The organism is Enterococcus sp. AZ078, assembly GCF_051714985.1.
GTDB classification, from domain to species: Bacteria; Bacillota; Bacilli; order Lactobacillales; family Enterococcaceae; genus Enterococcus_B; species Enterococcus_B hirae.
On sequence record NZ_JBIOSW010000001.1, the window covers coordinates 1100566 to 1116974 of the forward strand.

At 37.5% G+C, this 16409-nt stretch carries 13 protein-coding genes and 1 riboswitch; all 13 genes read left to right on the forward strand.

Annotated features, from left to right (window positions below):
• Nucleotides 1-33 precede the first annotated feature (33 nt).
• The 13 genes from IGJ18_RS05220 to IGJ18_RS05280 all read left to right on the forward strand — a co-directional run bounded on the left by IGJ18_RS05220 (nt 34) and on the right by IGJ18_RS05280 (nt 16318).
• Nucleotides 34-2355 (forward strand): cation-translocating P-type ATPase, encoded by a 2322-nt coding sequence (locus tag IGJ18_RS05220; protein WP_438843451.1) that lies wholly within the window; start codon nt 34-36, stop codon nt 2353-2355.
• 186 nt (nt 2356-2541) lie between these two features.
• Nucleotides 2542-4383: a DNA primase gene (gene dnaG / locus IGJ18_RS05225; protein WP_010719587.1), complete on the forward strand. Its 1842-nt coding sequence runs from the start codon at nt 2542-2544 to the stop codon at nt 4381-4383.
• A gap of 23 nt (nt 4384-4406) precedes the next feature.
• A complete protein-coding gene (gene rpoD, locus IGJ18_RS05230; protein ID WP_010719586.1) occupies nt 4407-5516 on the forward strand; it encodes an RNA polymerase sigma factor RpoD in 1110 nt (369 codons plus the stop codon).
• Nucleotides 5517-5890: 374 nt separating this feature from the next.
• Nucleotides 5891-8206: a cell division site-positioning protein MapZ family protein gene (locus tag IGJ18_RS05235; RefSeq protein WP_438842978.1), complete on the forward strand. Its 2316-nt coding sequence runs from the start codon at nt 5891-5893 to the stop codon at nt 8204-8206.
• 201 nt (nt 8207-8407) lie between these two features.
• Complete coding sequence (locus IGJ18_RS05240) at nt 8408-9271, forward strand: CvfB family protein (RefSeq protein ID WP_010719584.1); 864 nt, start codon at nt 8408-8410, stop codon at nt 9269-9271.
• A gap of 103 nt (nt 9272-9374) precedes the next feature.
• On the forward strand, nt 9375-9848 hold the full coding sequence (gene fur, locus IGJ18_RS05245) for a ferric iron uptake transcriptional regulator (protein WP_010719583.1): 474 nt from the start codon (nt 9375-9377) through the stop codon (nt 9846-9848).
• Between the two features lie 92 nt (nt 9849-9940).
• Nucleotides 9941-10828 carry a site-specific tyrosine recombinase XerD gene (gene xerD / locus IGJ18_RS05250; protein WP_207427508.1) on the forward strand — a complete coding sequence of 296 codons (888 nt, stop codon included), beginning with the start codon at nt 9941-9943 and terminating at the stop codon, nt 10826-10828.
• An 18-nt stretch (nt 10829-10846) separates the two neighbouring features.
• The gene (locus tag IGJ18_RS05255; protein WP_010719581.1) at nt 10847-11218 is read left to right on the forward strand and encodes a hypothetical protein; all 372 of its coding nucleotides are present in this window, start codon (nt 10847-10849) and stop codon (nt 11216-11218) included.
• The gene (locus IGJ18_RS05260) at nt 11215-11982 is read left to right on the forward strand and encodes a segregation/condensation protein A (RefSeq protein WP_277749450.1); all 768 of its coding nucleotides are present in this window, start codon (nt 11215-11217) and stop codon (nt 11980-11982) included. Before IGJ18_RS05255 ends, IGJ18_RS05260 begins: the two co-directional genes overlap by 4 nt.
• Entirely contained in the window at nt 11966-12541 is a 576-nt protein-coding gene (gene scpB, locus IGJ18_RS05265) for an SMC-Scp complex subunit ScpB (RefSeq protein ID WP_010719579.1), read from the forward strand. Before IGJ18_RS05260 ends, scpB begins: the two co-directional genes overlap by 17 nt.
• The gene (locus IGJ18_RS05270) at nt 12541-13257 is read left to right on the forward strand and encodes a pseudouridine synthase (protein ID WP_010719578.1); all 717 of its coding nucleotides are present in this window, start codon (nt 12541-12543) and stop codon (nt 13255-13257) included. The genes scpB and IGJ18_RS05270 overlap by 1 nt, the downstream gene beginning before the upstream one ends.
• An 80-nt stretch (nt 13258-13337) precedes the next feature.
• A riboswitch (FMN riboswitch) is annotated at nt 13338-13461 on the forward strand.
• Between the two features lie 121 nt (nt 13462-13582).
• Entirely contained in the window at nt 13583-14197 is a 615-nt protein-coding gene (locus tag IGJ18_RS05275; RefSeq protein WP_010737347.1) for an ECF transporter S component, read from the forward strand.
• 597 nt (nt 14198-14794) lie between these two features.
• Complete coding sequence (locus IGJ18_RS05280; protein ID WP_010719576.1) at nt 14795-16318, forward strand: YfcC family protein; 1524 nt, start codon at nt 14795-14797, stop codon at nt 16316-16318.
• The last annotated feature ends 91 nt before the right edge of the window (nt 16319-16409 follow it).

Sequence of the window (16409 nt, forward strand, 5' to 3'; positions counted from 1 at the left end):
TTTGAAAGTTGGCGAAAAATGGAAACGAAAGAAATGAAGGGTCTTACTCAGGAAGAAGTGAGACAAAAAATTTCCTCTGGGCAGCAAAATGATTACCAAGAGGATGCATCAAAAAGTACTAAGCAGATTCTTAGTGACAATATACTAACGCTGTTCAATTTTTTAAATTTTGGTATTGGGATTTGCTTACTATTGGTCGGTGCCTATTCCAATATGGCTTACCTGGCAATCATTGTGGTGAATATCATTATTGGTATCTATCAAGAAATCCATGCTAGAAATCTAGTAAGAAAGTTATCGATTGTTTCGCAATCAGAGGTACGAGTTGTCCGCGAAGGAAAAGAGCAGTCGATTTCAACGAAAGAATTAGTTTTAGGAGATGTCGTAAAGATTGGTGCAGGGGAACAGATCCCTTCTGATTTAAGAGTGATCTCAGGACGCGCAGAAGCCAATGAGGCACTATTGACAGGGGAGTCAGACTTGATTGTCAAAACCGCAGGAGATGAATTACTTTCGGGTAGTTTCTTAACCAGTGGTTCTGTTTTAGCTCAAACGATTCGTGTTGGCGCAGACAACTATGCGGTTCGCCTAACGAGTGAAGCAAAAACCCATAAAGCGATTCATTCTGAACTTGTCGATTCTATTCGAAAAGTATCGAAATTTACTAGCTTCATTATCATTCCATTAGGTATTATTTTATTTTTAGAAGCGTTATTTATCCGTGATGCTTCTATTAAGATTTCTGTTATTGCTTCGGCAGCAGCATTACTAGGGATGTTGCCTAAAGGATTAGTCCTTTTGATTAGTATTGCACTGACTACTGGTGTAACGAAATTAGCAAAGAAAAGAATCTTAGTCCAAGATATGTATTCGATTGAAACACTTGCTCATGTAGATACGCTTTGCTTGGATAAAACAGGGACGATCACTGAAGGAAAAATGAGTATCCAACGGGTCGAAGCCCTAAATCCTAAGTACGAAAAAGCGATTCCTGAAATCATGGGAACCTATCTAGCTGAAAGCAGTGACAATAATCTTACCATGCGGGCACTTAGAGATTACTTCCAAGTAGCTAATCGCTATACTGTGACTGAAAAGTTAGCTTTCTCTTCTGACCGTAAATGGGGAGCAATGGAGTTTCCTGAATTAGGTGTGATCTATGTAGGAGCTCCTGAACGTTTGGTTGAAAAATCACAACTGCCAGAAAGTTTGGTGGATGCTCAAGCAAATGGCTACCGTGTATTGATGCTGGGTGTCGCTCCTGAACAACATTTGACTGAAGGAGAGCCAAAAGGCGTTGAACCAATCGCGCTGTTTGAGATTGACGATCCAATACGTAAAAATGCAGAAGAAACATTAGCTTATTTACATGCTGAAGGTGTGAATCTAAAGGTTATTTCAGGTGATAATCCGTTCACAGTTTCAAATATTGCCCGCCGTGCAGGCTTACCAAATTATGATTCGTATGTTGATCTTTCTACGATGACAGAAGAAAAAGCTGTCCGGGAAGCCGCTCATGAGTACACGGTCTTTGGTCGTGTGAGTCCACAACAAAAGAAAACATTAGTGAATGAATTAAAACAAAGTGGTGGAACTGTGGCTATGACTGGGGATGGAGTCAATGACGTATTGGCACTGCGTGAAGCAGACTGCAGTATCGCCATGGCTGAAGGAGACGGTGCAACAAGACAAATTGCTAATCTCGTTTTACTTGATTCTGATTTTACGACTTTACCAGAAGTCTTATTCGAAGGGCGTCGTGTCGTAAACAATGTGACCAAAGTTTCAGGTATTTTCTTTATCAAGACGATCTATTCGTTTATTCTTTCTATTTTATGCGCAATTACTGCAATCGGGTTTCCATTCATCCCAATCCAGATCACATTGATTGACTTAGCTATTGAAGGTTATCCTTCTTTCTTCTTATCGTTTGAACAAGATAAACGAAAGATTACCTATCGTTATTTACCAACAGCATTGATCAATGCATTGCCAAATGCATTGCTAGTCGTATTGAATATTATTGTGGTTTATATTTTAGGAAAAGTTTTGCCATTTACCCAGTTGCAAACGACCACTTTAATGTATTATCTATTGATCGGAATCAGCTGTATGGCAGTAGTCAAAGCGTGTTATCCATTTAATCCGTTGCGAATTTTCTTAGCGGTAACAACTGTTGTAGGGATTTATGTAGCAGCGATGCTTTTCCATCATCTGTTAGAAGTTGATCTAGGGTTAGGAACGGCTTGGCCATATTTCATTGGTTTTATGATCGTTAATATCATTTTGAGACTGATTTATGGAAAGACCAATATCCGTGACTACTTATTGAATAAATTAGCAACAACGAAATAAACCGTTGCTTGTTCTTAGAATGACAAGTATTATACTTGAAAAAGTTTAGAATTGTGATAGAATGAAACATGTATAATTGTGTCCTTTAAAATCGCACTGATTTTCGTTAGTGCGATTTTTTACCGGTTATTCTCCTGAGGTATCTCTTTGACAGATGCCAATTAGCTATTTACAGGGGGTGAAAGCATGGCTCAACGGATTCCTCAAGAAGTCATTGAAACGATTCGTGGACAAACGAATATTGTTGAGGTGATTGGTCAATACGTCCAATTAAAAAAATCTGGAAAGAATTATTTAGGTTTGTGTCCTTTTCATGAAGAACGAACACCATCTTTCTCGGTGGCTGAAGATAAACAGATTTTTCATTGCTTTGGTTGCGGAAAAGGAGGAAACGTCTTTACTTTTCTTCAAGAACTAGAAGGACTTAGTTTCCCAGAAGCAGTCGTCAAAGTTGCTGATTTTGAACAAATTCAGTTAGAAGATCAATGGCGCAAACAAACACTTCCCTTCGAAAATAGCGATTCAATTACAGGAAAATTGATTTTAGCGCATGAAAAAGCCGCAGAAGTATATCATCATATGTTGCTGCACACGAAAGTAGGCGAGCAAGCTTTAGATTACTTACTACAACGTGGTTTGACACTAGAATTGATTGAAGAATTTGCGATCGGATTTGCACCGAATGAACGTTCATTTTTGAAACAAGTATTTAAAACTGAAGCATACGATCAAGAAGTGTTGGAACGTTCTGGTTTGTTTATCTCTCATGAGGATGGAGGAATATCTGATCGGTTTTACCAACGTATCATGTTTCCTATCAGAAACCCTCAAGGGCGCACGATTGGTTTTTCTGGACGCTGGCTTGCACCAGAAAAAGGACAAGAAAAAGATCAACCCAAATATTTGAATAGTCCAGAAACAGAATTATTCAATAAAAGACAAGTGTTGTTCAACTTGGATAAAGCACGTAGTGATATCCGAAAAAGCGGTGAAGTTCTTTTATTTGAAGGTTTCATGGATGTCATTGCTTCTTGGCAAGCAGGTGTAAAAAATGGGATAGCTTCCATGGGAACGAGTTTAACGAATCAACAGATCCAGCAGATCGAACGAGTAACCAAAGAACTAGTTTTTTGTTACGATGGAGATAAGGCAGGATTTGAGGCAACGAATCGAGGGATCGAATTGTTACGACAAAATAGTCGATTGCAATTATCAATCGTTGTGATTCCGGAAAAACTTGATCCCGATGAATATTTACGTAAATATGGAAATGACTCCTTTAATGAACTGATCTTTCATGGTCGTGAAACGGTCTTTACTTTCAAGTCACGTTATTTGAAGCAAGACAAGAACCTGGAGAATGAAAAAGATAAAATCCAGTACTTAGAAGAGGTATCGAGAGAACTTAGTCAAGTTGTCTCGCCAATCGAACAAGATATGTATTTGTCGCAACTAGCGACCGAATTTCAACTTAGTCGTGAAACCCTGCAAAAGCAAATACGGGATTTTCGCAGGGAAAATCAAACGAATCGAACCAACCAACCAACGACATTGCCAGAACCAGCTATTTCACGGACGGCAATAACGAAAAAGAGACCGCTGACTCAAGTAGAAAAAGCGGAACAAATGCTCTTGTACAGAGTGTTCAAAGAGATATCTGTCCGTAATCTTTTGAAAGAACAGCAATTTCAGTTTATTCATGACATTTATGCAGAAGTATATTTTTTATTCGATGCATTTGTGTCACAACATGATGAATTCAACCTTGCGGAGTTTTTGGACTTTTTGCAAGATGAAAATTTAAGGCGTTTAGTGGTGGAAATCGAGTATTTGCGTGTAGCCGAAGAAAGCACACCAAGAGAAATCCAAGACTTATTGCGTGTAATCAGAAAGTCTAGTTTAGCTGATGAAATAACTTTAAAAAAACAAATGCAGCAAGAGGCTAGAAGAACTGGAAACAAGCAATTAGAATTGGAATTAACGATTGAGATCATTAATTTAACAAAACAGTTAAAACAAGCCGAATAGCTACTCAAGGGGGGCCTTCTTTTATGGCAAATGTAACAGAGAATAAAAAGTATGAAGCAGCAGTAGCAGCTTTTATCAAAGAAAACAAACCAAAAAGACAAGTCGTGTATGATGATCTTTCAAATAAACTTGCAACGCCATTCACATTGAATGCGGATGAGATGGATAAATTGATCCAAAAAGTCGAGGATGCTGGAATCAGCGTTGTTGATGAAAACGGAGATCCATCGATCCATAGCTTGAAGAGTGCAGAGAAAAAAGCGGAACAAGCAAAAACAGAAGATCTGTCAGCACCTACTGGTGTAAAAATCAACGATCCAGTTCGTATGTATTTAAAAGAGATTGGTCGTGTTTCCCTATTAACTGCGGAAGAAGAAGTAGCTCTTGCTTTAAAAATCGAAGAAGGTGATCAAGAAGCAAAACAGCGTTTAGCTGAAGCAAACCTTCGTTTGGTCGTAAGTATTGCTAAGAGATATGTTGGACGTGGCATGCAATTTCTTGATTTGATCCAAGAAGGAAATATGGGCTTGATGAAAGCTGTTGAAAAATTTGACTATCGTAAAGGATTCAAATTTTCAACTTATGCTACATGGTGGATCAGACAAGCAATCACTCGTGCCATCGCTGACCAAGCACGTACGATCCGTATCCCAGTGCATATGGTAGAAACCATCAATAAATTGATCCGTATCCAACGTCAATTACTTCAAGATTTAGGAAGAGAACCGACGCCAGAAGAAATTGGTGCAGAAATGGACCTTCCTACAGAAAAAGTACGTGAAATATTGAAAATCGCGCAAGAGCCAGTTTCTTTAGAAACACCAATTGGTGAAGAAGATGATTCTCATTTAGGAGACTTCATTGAAGACCAAGAAGCTACTAGTCCTGCAGAACATGCGGCTTATGAATTGTTAAAAGAACAATTAGAAGATGTTTTAGATACATTGACTGACCGCGAAGAAAATGTTCTCCGCCTACGTTTTGGTTTAGACGATGGTCGTACCAGAACACTCGAAGAAGTTGGGAAAGTATTCGGAGTAACACGTGAACGTATTCGACAAATCGAAGCGAAAGCGTTACGTAAATTACGCCATCCATCACGCTCAAAACAATTGAAAGATTTCTTAGAGTAAAAATAGGATTCAAATTTTGAATCTTATAGACAATGACTGTCTTTTAAAATAGCGAGTAGCCTTTAGTGAAAACAAAGTAGCACGGGATCAGAATAGATGATGCCGTGCTATTTTTTTAGTCAATAGCTGAGTCAAAAGCTTGAATCTGATCATAATAAACAAATAATTGATGCGCTATTAACATTATGATGATGAAAACATAAATAAATGCGTATCTATGCATAATTATAAGAAACTTTTTATAAATTATTTGTTTTATTTTTACGAGTTATACTATTTGACATCCGTTTGATCAAAATAGGCTCTTGGCGAAACTTTCAGAATATGGTAGATTAAATGGTAGCGTAAACCTAACAAAAGGAGCCGATCGCTCAGTGATAAAAAAATGCCCAACGTGTGGATCAAAGAAAATCAAAGGAAAGTTGATTTGTCCTGATTGTGGTTACCAAATAAAAGAGCAAGACCAACACACGAATGAAGAAAAGAACAACAGTCAATTACCAATAGATTCTTCAGAAGAACATTTTCCTGACACGGAATTAAATGATCCAATCGAATGGTCAGAATTAACAGAGTTACCATTAGAATCGGTCATGGCCTTGTTTAAAGAAGAATCATCTGAAGAAACGAATCTAGCAGAAACTAATGATGCTGAAGAAGAAGTCACTAAAAAGCTAAATACAAAGCCGTCAACAAGTGAAGAAGGAACTAATTCGAAAAAACAGGTTAACGGCGATGAAATGACGGATGAACTCGAAGCAGAACAACAAAAAAGAGTAGCTGAATTAAAAGAATTTGTTGATCATGAAAAAGAAAATTCGATTTTATCTGCTTATATCAAAGCTCATAGAGAAGATACAACAGAAGAACATGCAGAAGAATTGATGCGAATGATCCAAGAGGAACTCGCAGCTAAAAATGCCAAAGAGACTGATTCAAAACAAGAAAGTACAGTGCCAGGAACTAACGAACGTGAAACGAAAGAAAAGGAAACAGTTGTTACGAAGGATAGCGTTGTTCAGCCAACTGACCATCAAGCGATTGATCAAGAAGAAACGTTCGAAACGGCAACAGAAAAAAATCATGAACGCTTAACGGCACCCCAAACTTCAGAAGAAAATCAACTGCTTTCTTCTAAGAAACAAACTGAAGAACCAGTGCCCGCTTCAAAAACGACTCACGTCCAATCGTCTTCAGAAAATCTTTTGATAGGAAAAAAAGAAGTCGAAGAAAAAACGAGTGCGGAAGATGTCGATAAAAACTCAACCCATGAGGTCGAAGCGTTAAACGAAAATTTGAAACCTGAAGTTTCAGAAAAAGATATTCCGAAAGCAGCTCCATCACAAGAGAATCAATCAAACGGAGAAGTTCTAAAAGAAGAAATATCGAAAAAAGAAACAGCAAAAGAAGAAGTACCGAAAGAAGAATCGGTAAAAGAAGAACCAAAAGAAGAAATTCGTAAGAAAGATTCTTCAAAACCAGAAGCTATAGAAAAAACAGAATTATCAAATGAAATCGATCAAAGGACAGAAACGGAACAAAAAGAACCAGCTACATCAGCAAAGACTGATGAGGGGAAACGAAAAAGATCGAAAAAAGGACCGTATCTGGCTTTAGCAGCAATCGTCTTGCTCGGAGTCGGTGGTTGGGCTTATTATGACCATCAGCAAGATGTTCAGGCACAAATCGCTGCACAAGAAGAAAGACAAAAACAAAAGGTGGCAGATCTACAAACAGCCTTGAATGCTTTTTATACAGATCCGTCTCACCAGTTTATCCGTACTTCAATGATCAATCAAGACTTAGCTAAACTAAAGACTGATCTGAATGACGTAAAAAAAGAGAAAGAATACCCTGAATTAGAAAAAACATTCCAGGATATCCAAACCAAAATCAAAGATATTCAACGTGTCAACCAGTTATTTACTTCGGTAGTGATTGACGATGATCGTTTAGCAGCTGATCCCAAACTAAAAGAGGATCAAGCCATTCAACCAATGACTACAAATGAAACTGCTTTTGGACGTCTGATCAAGCAAGCGCAAACCGAAGCAGAGGACCAATACAAACAATTGCAGACGGCTAAAGATAAAGTGAACGTTGTCTATCATGATAATCAAGTCGTAGACAGTGCGAACAGAGAGCAGTATGACGAAGCAAAAAATGCTGTAGAGCAAATCAAAAATGAAGAGCTAGCTGTCGCTTTAAAAGATCAACTAAAAAAAGTAGATGAAACCTTGACTGCGAAAGAGCAGAAAGAAGCACAAGCAAAAGAAGAAGCGAAAAAAGCTGAAGAAGCAAAAAAAGCAGCTGAAGCAGCCAAACAAGCTGCAGCTCTGGCTGCACAACAAGCAAAATCTAGTTCAACTACCAATAAGACTAATTCAGCCAATCAACCCATCATGTCAACTCGACAAAGTGATGTGGCTGATGCATCTAATCCAGCATGGAATTGGGCACCAGGAGTCCAACAAAGTGTTATTGCTACTTGTATTCAACGAGGCTACATTGTGGCAGGGGGGTATAAACTAGAAAAAGCGAGAATCGAAAATGGTGAAGGTTACTATAATCTTTATGCTACTTCAACCCAATCTAATTTGATGCGTGGAATCGGTGAAAGTGCATTACCATTTTATATTGTGACGATCAATTGTAAAACAGGCTGGTTTGGCGGAAATGGCAGCCATTAATCTGCTAGATAGACAATGATCAAATACTACTCAGATATCGTAGATCGTATGGAACTAAGTGGATGACCATATAGGATCAGATACACGATGTCTGAGTTTTTTTGCGACGACTAAGACCAAACCAACTACTAATCATGGGAACATTATGTTATGATAGCTAAGAAAAGATGGCTGAATCTTTTATAAATAAGGAGAAATAAGATGAATGAATTATTGGCAACAATATTTACCGGAATGGTAATTGATGAAAATGAAAAAAATTACTTTGTCCAGAAAAATGGACAAACTTTTGGATTAAGTAAAACCGAAGGGACCTATCGTATCGGTGAAGCAGTCGAAGGGTTTGGTTATCAAAATCAAAAACATGAAAATCGTTTTACTACGTTGATTCCTAAAAGTCGAATTGGTCATTATGCTTTTGGTACAGTGACTGCTTCACGAAAAGATTTAGGAGTATTCGTCGATATTGGATTACCCGACAAAGATTTTGTAGTCTCATTAGATGAACTACCAACGATGACAGAACTTTGGCCTAAAAAAGGCGATCGTTTAATGGTTGCTTTAAGAGTCGATAGCAAAGACCGAATTTGGGGTAGTTTAGCCGATGAAAAGATTTTTAAATCATTGAGTAAACGTGGAACAGAAGAAATCAAAAATAAAGACATTACAGGCGTTGCTTACCGCTTGAAACTGACCGGAACGTACGTCTTAACAGATGATTATTATATCGGATTTATCCACCCATCTGAACGCTATAATGAGCCGCGCTTAGGTGAACAAGTCAAAGGACGAGTAATTGGCGTGAGACCTGATGGAGTATTGAATCTTTCATTAAAACCAAGAGCATATGAAGCAATCTCTGATGATGCACAAATGATTTTAACGATCATCGAACGATCAGCAGATGAGCAAATCCATTTTACTGACAAATCTGATCCGGAAGATATCATGAAAACTTTTGGTATAAGCAAGGGAGCTTTTAAACGAGCAATCGGCAATCTATTAAAACAAGGACTAGTCAAACAAGAAGCAGGCGTAACGAAACGAATTAGAAAATCTAATTGAGAATACCTTGCATGTTTTTCTTAACTAGCTTATAATTATTTTAATTTAGAAAGAGATTCCTTTTGTTTGATTATAATTATTATAAATTGTCGGGGTTGAATACATGGTTATGAATGCGATGTCAGTAATGAAAAAAACGAAACAACAATTGCACGAGTCGGGGTTCAAATTAACCCCACAAAGAGAAGCAACTTTACAAGTACTTTTAGAAAATGAGAAAGAACATTTATCGGCAGAAGAAGTCTTTTTTCTAGTGAAAAAAAAGAGTCCAGAAATTGGGTTAGCTACTGTCTATCGGACGTTAGAGATTTTGACCGATTTGAAAGTCATTGATAAAGTCAGCTTCAATGATGGTGTTGCTCGCTATGACTTGAGAAAAGAAGGAGCAAAACATTTCCATCATCATTTATTGTGTTTACGATGTGGCACGATTGAAGAGGTTGAAGAAGATTTATTGTGTGAAGTGGAAGAAATTGTGGAGCAACGGTATCACTTTTTGGTAAAAGATCATCGCTTAACATTTCATGGTATTTGTCAAAAATGTTACACTAAAGAAAAAGAAAGCAAAACCGTCTGATTGCTAGACGGCTTTTTCTTTGCCTAGCTGTAAAATAGACTATCGAAAATGAAGGGTATCTGATATGATAGAAGAGCACGAGGTGGATTATTATGAATGAAGAAATTAATGATTATCTCCACTATTTGACGATTGAACGTGGCTTGTCATTAAATACGAGAAAAAGTTATGAACGAGATTTGTTACAGTATCTTCACTATTTAGAAGATGAGCAAATCACTTCCTGGCAAGATGTCGATCGCTACGTCGTGATCAATTATCTGGAAAAGATGCATGATGAAAAGAAAGCTCCAGCAACCGTGACCAGAATGATTACTAGCTTGAGAAGATTTCATCAATTCTTACGTCAAGAACGATTGACTGATCATGACCCGATGCAACACATTGATACGCCTAAAAAGGTTCAAAAGTTACCTAGTACCTTATCCTTGACTGAGGTTGAACGATTGATCGAAACACCTGATACAACCAAAAATCTAGGGATCAGAGATCGAGCAATTCTAGAAGTCATGTATGCAACAGGTATGCGTGTCAGTGAACTCGTTGGTTTAAAGCTAAGTGATCTTCACTTGTCGCTCGGCTTGGTCCAAACACTTGGTAAAGGGGACAAAGAACGGATCATACCTCTAGGTGATTATGCGATCCAATGGATGGAGCGGTATCTAGACGAAGCACGCCCCCTCCTTGTAGCGAATCCTTCTGAAACGCATGTATTTGTCAATCATCATGGTACAGGGTTATCACGGCAAGGTATCTGGAAAAACCTTAAACAATTAGTGCGTGAAGCAGGAATCAATAAAGAGGTCACCCCTCATACTTTAAGGCATAGTTTTGCGACACATTTGCTGGAAAATGGTGCAGATCTTCGAACGGTACAGGAATTATTAGGACATGCTGATATCTCAACAACACAAATTTATACACATATCACAAAGAAAAGAATGACGGATGTTTATAAGCAGCATTTTCCAAGGGCTTAGTCATAGGAAGGTGAAAAAATGTTAACACATTACCGAAAAGAAAATCGTAAAATTGCTATGGGACTGTTAAGTTTTCATAAGAAACTAACGGATAAATCGAATTTACTCAAAGAAATCAATACCTATGAAACAGAAGAAGGATATGAACTTTTTTTCTTCACACCAGAAGGTTCAACGAATATTCAAGGGATTATTGGTGTTTATTGGGGTGAAAATCAGGAATTGATTATTCACGATGTTTCATTGAATCCATCTTATCGGGGAGATCAGATGGGCTTTCAAATGCTTGATGAACTTCAAGAAAAATACCCAGACTTTTCCATACGACCAACAGAGATTACCCGTCCATATCTCGCAAAATGGGTCGATCGAAACAAGAAGAAAGAGTGAATATGGTGACAGAAATCAATATCAAATTAGATATATTTGAAGGACCCTTAGATTTACTCCTTCATTTGATCCAGCAAATGGAGATCGATATTTATGATATCCCGATTGCAACGATCACTGAGCAATACATGAGTTATATCCATACGATGAAAACTCTTGAACTTGCTGTTGCTGGAGAATATCTAGTGATGGCTGCCACGTTGATGGCGATCAAAAGCAAAACTTTGTTACCTGTTCAAGAAGCAATCATTGAAGATGAGTATTGGGAAGAGGACCCGCGTGACGAATTAGTCAATCAATTATTGGAATATCGAAAGTATAAGTATGCTGCAGAGCAGTTAACCGAAAAAGCCCAAGAGAGAAGCTTATATTATACGAAAGAACCAGTTGCAGTAGACGATCTCATTGGACAAGAGAAACCATTGAAACGGGGACAAGTCAAAAAGATTGATTTGTTTCATGCGATGGAAAAAATCTTAGAGCGAAAGAAATTCTCAGAGAAAGTTGAAAAAACGATTACTCCTGATGATACAACAATTGAAGAACGTATCATCTTTATTGAAGAGCGTCTTAAGCAACATCATAAGGGATGCTCTTTTGAGTCTTTTTTTGAAACGCCTTCGAAAACAGAAGTAGTCACTACATTTATGGCTTTATTAGAAATGATGAAAAATGGTCAGATCGTTGCGCAACAAGAAGGAAATTATGAAACAATTATGCTTTATCTAGCAGTAGGAGATACCAAAGATGACAAAATTAAGTGAACTTGAAGCCATTTTATTTATTGTTGGCGAGGAAGGAATCGGGTTAGAAGAAATCAGCTATCTGTTAACTATTACGAAAGAAGAGACAGTGGCTTTATTAACGGAATTAAAAACAAGATATGAAAATGATCCAGCTAGTGCTTTGCATATTTTGGAAACAGAGGCACATGTCGTTTTAACAACCAAAAAAGAGTTAGCGCCATTGTTGAAACGCTATGCCCAAGGGACGTCTAATACTCTCTCACAAGCAGCTGTCGAAACGTTGGCGATCATTGCATATAAACAACCGATTACCAGAGTAGAAATCGAACAAATTCGTGGGGTTCAAGTCTCAGGTGCCATTCAACGGCTAGCTGCTCATCAGTTGATTGAAGAAAAAGGACGCGTGGAAGGACCTGGACGACCTATTTTGTATGGGACGACTCCTTATTTTTTAGATTATTTTGGTCTCAACTCATTAAAAGACTTACCAGATATACAAGCAATGGAGCATTCATTAAACGAAGAGTCTTCACTCGACTTATTCTTTGATGAAATGGATGAAGGAGAACAGATATAATGGAAAGACTACAAAAAGTAATTGCGCATGCAGGGATCACTTCCAGACGTAAAGCGGAAGAATATATTTTGGCTGGACGAGTAAAAGTCAACGGCAAAGTAGTAAAAGAACTCGGAGTAAAAGTTAGCAAACGTGATTTGATCGAAGTAGACGAAGTGCCGATTTATCAAGAAGAATACGGGTACTATTTACTATATAAACCAAAAGGCGTGATTTCCGCTGTTGCTGATGACAAGGGGCGAAAAGTCGTAACTGATTTGCTTCCAATGGTGAAAGAACGAATTTATCCAGTAGGACGATTAGATTATGATACTTCGGGTATACTGCTCTTGACTAATGACGGTGATTTTGCGCAACGTTTGACACACCCGAAACATGAAGTAGACAAAGTATATGTGGCGAAAGTCAAAGGGATTGCTACTAAAACAATGTTATCTCCCCTGACGAAAGGGATAAAAATCGAAGGAAAACGAACTTCACCAGCACGTTACCAAATATTATCTGTGGATCCTAAGACAAATCATAGTATCGTTGAATTGACTATCCATGAAGGTAGAAATCATCAGGTAAAAAATATGCTTCAAGCAGTTGGCTTACCTGTTCAAAAATTAAAACGAGAAAAATACGGCGATTTGACGCTTCAAGGCTTACGCCCTGGCGACTATCGTGAGTTGAACAAAAAAGAAGTCAGCAGTTTATTGAATCAATCAAAATGATTACTTACTTATTATAAGAATAAATGATTGCATTTTTTCTCAAGCGATGTATAATGTAAAGGTAAACAAAATTATAAATGGTTCGTCTTCAGGGGCAGGGTGAAATTCCCGACCGGTGGTTATAGTCCACGACCTACTTTACCTAAGTAGCTGAATCGGTGAAATTCCGATACCGACAGTATAGTCTGGATAAAGAAGATAGAGCTTATTTGACGTAGTTTTTTGCCAAATAACTCTAACTCTCCCTGTTATTGGAGAGTTTTTTTATTTGCAAAAAGTTCGTCGAAAAGTTCGCTGAAGAGGAGTCCTAACAGGAGGATTTCAAATGAAGAACACCCGCGTACAAAAAATGGTCGCTGTGGCATTATTTGCTGCGATCGGATTGGTTTTGCAATATATCGCATTTCCGATCATGCCAGCCTTTAGTTTTTTAAAGATCGATTTTAGTGATATCCCAGTACTGATCAGTATGTTTTTATTTGGTCCAGTTGCTGGATTGGTTACAGCTTTCTTACGATCGATCTTACACTTGATCACTACTGGCTTTTCACCAGATAATTTGGTAGGAGATACAGCCAGCTTTTTAGCAACAGCTATCTTTACCTTACCTATTTTCTACTTCTTCCGTAAGAAGACTCAAGTAGGGAAAAATAAGTTTTTAGGTGTGATTTCTGGTACGATCGCAATGACGATCTTCATGAGTGTCGCAAACTATTTTGTGATTACCCCATTATACCTTATGTTTTTAGGTTTAAATGCTAATCAAATGTTAGGGATGCCGTTAGCTAATTATGTCCTGATCGGAATCGTCCCATTTAATATCATTAAAGGATTTATCGTCAGTGCTGCCTTTTTGGTTTTACACGCAAAATTATTGCCATGGTTAAGTCGGAAACAACACCAGTTGGCACAAAGACATACAGTGACGAACAACAAATAAATAGTACAGCAGCTCATGCTCGTTTATCCATTTTTAGAGGGAAGCATGAATTGATGCCACTTTCTTAATTATTTTATCATTAAAAAAAATCAGTCAAGGCTCCTTAACTTTTACAATATAAAAAGTTAAGGAGCCGTTTTTGTCAGTACTAGTATTTCTGAAAAAGTAGTCCAACGATTAGAAAAAAAGGGGATGAGAAAATAAACATTGTTTTTTCTAAAAAGAATTCAAGGAAATAAAAAAATATCGGAAATTTTAATGAAAAAAAATTCATTAACCTACGTTGTGTAAGCGTTTTATAAACGGTGTTTGAGTATTTCTTTTGTTTATGCATAAAAATGTATTTTATGATACAAAATGTGAAATTAATCACTTTTTGAATGATGAATAGTTTTGTTATAATGGAAGAGGAAAACGCTACAATTGTATTGAAAAAGCTTTACCTTAAATTCTATAGAGAAAGGAGTGAAAGCAGGATTTTTGAATAAAATTTGCCAAATCAATAGGTTATTGTTTTGGTTATCGTATTCTTTTTGATAAAATAACTGATGGAATCACTCTTATAAGATTCTAATGTTACAAGAAAGGGAGAAGAACATGGAACAAACAAAGAAGAAACAATTTCAAATGCCTTCAGCGTATACGGTCTTATTTATTATTATTGCGATTATCGCTGTACTAACTTGGTTCATACCAGCTGGACATTATAGTGTCAATGATGCAGGCAACATCATTGCTGGATCATATGAACGAGTAGAGCAAAATCCTCAGGGGCTATGGGATATTTTTATGGCACCGATTAATGGGATGCTAGGTGTACCTGCTGGGGAATTAACGAAAGAAACACCGGCTGCTATTCCAATTTCATTCTTTATTTTAGTTGTGGGTGGTTTCTTAGGTATTATCAATAAAACTGGTGCTTTGGATGCAGGGATTGCTTCCGTTGTAAAACGCTTTAAAGGAAAAGAAAAAATGTTGATCCCTGTGTTGATGATCTTATTTGCATTAGGTGGTTCAACTTATGGTATGGCGGAAGAAACTATTCCGTTCTATGCTTTATTGATTCCTGTTATGATGGCTGTTGGGTTTGATACAGTTGTTGCAGTAGCTATCGTTTTAGTAGGGTCACAAGTTGGTTGTTTAGCTTCAACCGTTAATCCATTTGCTACTGGGGTCGCTTCTCAAGCAGTTGGTATCTCAATGGGTGAAGGAATCGGGTTACGTTTCTTGATGTTCGTGGTACTATTGGCTATCTCAATTGCTTATGTCTACCGTTACGCATCTAAAGTGGAAAAAGACCCAACGAAATCACTTGTATATAAACAACGTGAAGAAGACATCAAACATTTTGATATCGATTCAATTGGTCGTCAAGAATCAATTACTAAAAGACAAAAACATGTAAATATCCTATTTTTCATTACCTTTGGTATTATGATCATTAGTTTGATTCCTTGGACAACATTGAATAAAAACTTTACGATTTTTGAATCATTAACTAACTGGTTAACAGGGTTACCTGTAGTCGGAACTGTTTTAGGTAAAAACATGCTTCCTTTAGGAGAATGGTATTTCCCAGAAATTACCATGTTGTTCTTAGTGATGGCTATTGTAGTGGCAATCACTTACGGAATGAAAGAATCAGTCTTTATTTCTGAATTCTTAGCAGGAGCTTCAGATTTGATCGGCGTTGCGATCGTGGTAGCTGTTGCACGTGGTATCCAAGTTGTGATGAATAATGGTTTAATTACTGATACGATCTTACATTGGGGTGAACAAGGATTAAGTTCATTGTCATCTAGTGTCTTCTTGATCTTAACGTTTATCTTCTATATCCCTATGTCATTCTTGATCCCATCAACTTCTGGATTAGCAGCAGCTACTATGGGAATCATGGGACCAATGGGTGAATTTGCAGGCGTTGGTAAAGATTTAGTTATCACTGCTTATCAATCAGCATCTGGTTTGGTCAACTTGATCACACCAACATCAGCAATCGTTATGGGGGCTGTTGCGATCGCTCGTTTTGATATTTCCGTTTGGTGGAAATTCACAGGAAAATTGATTGCTATCCTATTTGTAGCCATTTGTGTTATCTTAGGTGTAGCGGCAATGTTATAACAAAGTAGACAAAACCGTGACTTAGAGTGTACATGGTTTTCTACTTGATGTGAATGGACAAGATCCAAGCTCAACTATTTATTGTTTGAAA

Excerpts from the sequence above, each read along its gene's own strand:
- IGJ18_RS05220 (WP_438843451.1), top strand. The coding sequence starts at position 34 with ATGAAGGGTCTTACTCAGGAAGAAGTGAGACAAAAAATTTCCTCTGGG.
- rpoD (WP_010719586.1), top strand. The coding sequence starts at position 4,407 with ATGGCAAATGTAACAGAGAATAAAAAGTATGAAGCAGCAGTAGCAGCT.
- scpB (WP_010719579.1), top strand. The coding sequence starts at position 11,966 with ATGACAAAATTAAGTGAACTTGAAGCCATTTTATTTATTGTTGGCGAG.
- xerD (WP_207427508.1), top strand. The coding sequence starts at position 9,941 with ATGAATGAAGAAATTAATGATTATCTCCACTATTTGACGATTGAACGT.
- IGJ18_RS05255 (WP_010719581.1), top strand. The coding sequence starts at position 10,847 with ATGTTAACACATTACCGAAAAGAAAATCGTAAAATTGCTATGGGACTG.
- fur (WP_010719583.1), top strand. The coding sequence starts at position 9,375 with ATGGTTATGAATGCGATGTCAGTAATGAAAAAAACGAAACAACAATTG.
- IGJ18_RS05275 (WP_010737347.1), top strand. The coding sequence starts at position 13,583 with ATGAAGAACACCCGCGTACAAAAAATGGTCGCTGTGGCATTATTTGCT.
- IGJ18_RS05280 (WP_010719576.1), top strand. The coding sequence starts at position 14,795 with ATGGAACAAACAAAGAAGAAACAATTTCAAATGCCTTCAGCGTATACG.
- dnaG (WP_010719587.1), top strand. The coding sequence starts at position 2,542 with ATGGCTCAACGGATTCCTCAAGAAGTCATTGAAACGATTCGTGGACAA.
- IGJ18_RS05270 (WP_010719578.1), top strand. The coding sequence starts at position 12,541 with ATGGAAAGACTACAAAAAGTAATTGCGCATGCAGGGATCACTTCCAGA.
- IGJ18_RS05240 (WP_010719584.1), top strand. The coding sequence starts at position 8,408 with ATGAATGAATTATTGGCAACAATATTTACCGGAATGGTAATTGATGAA.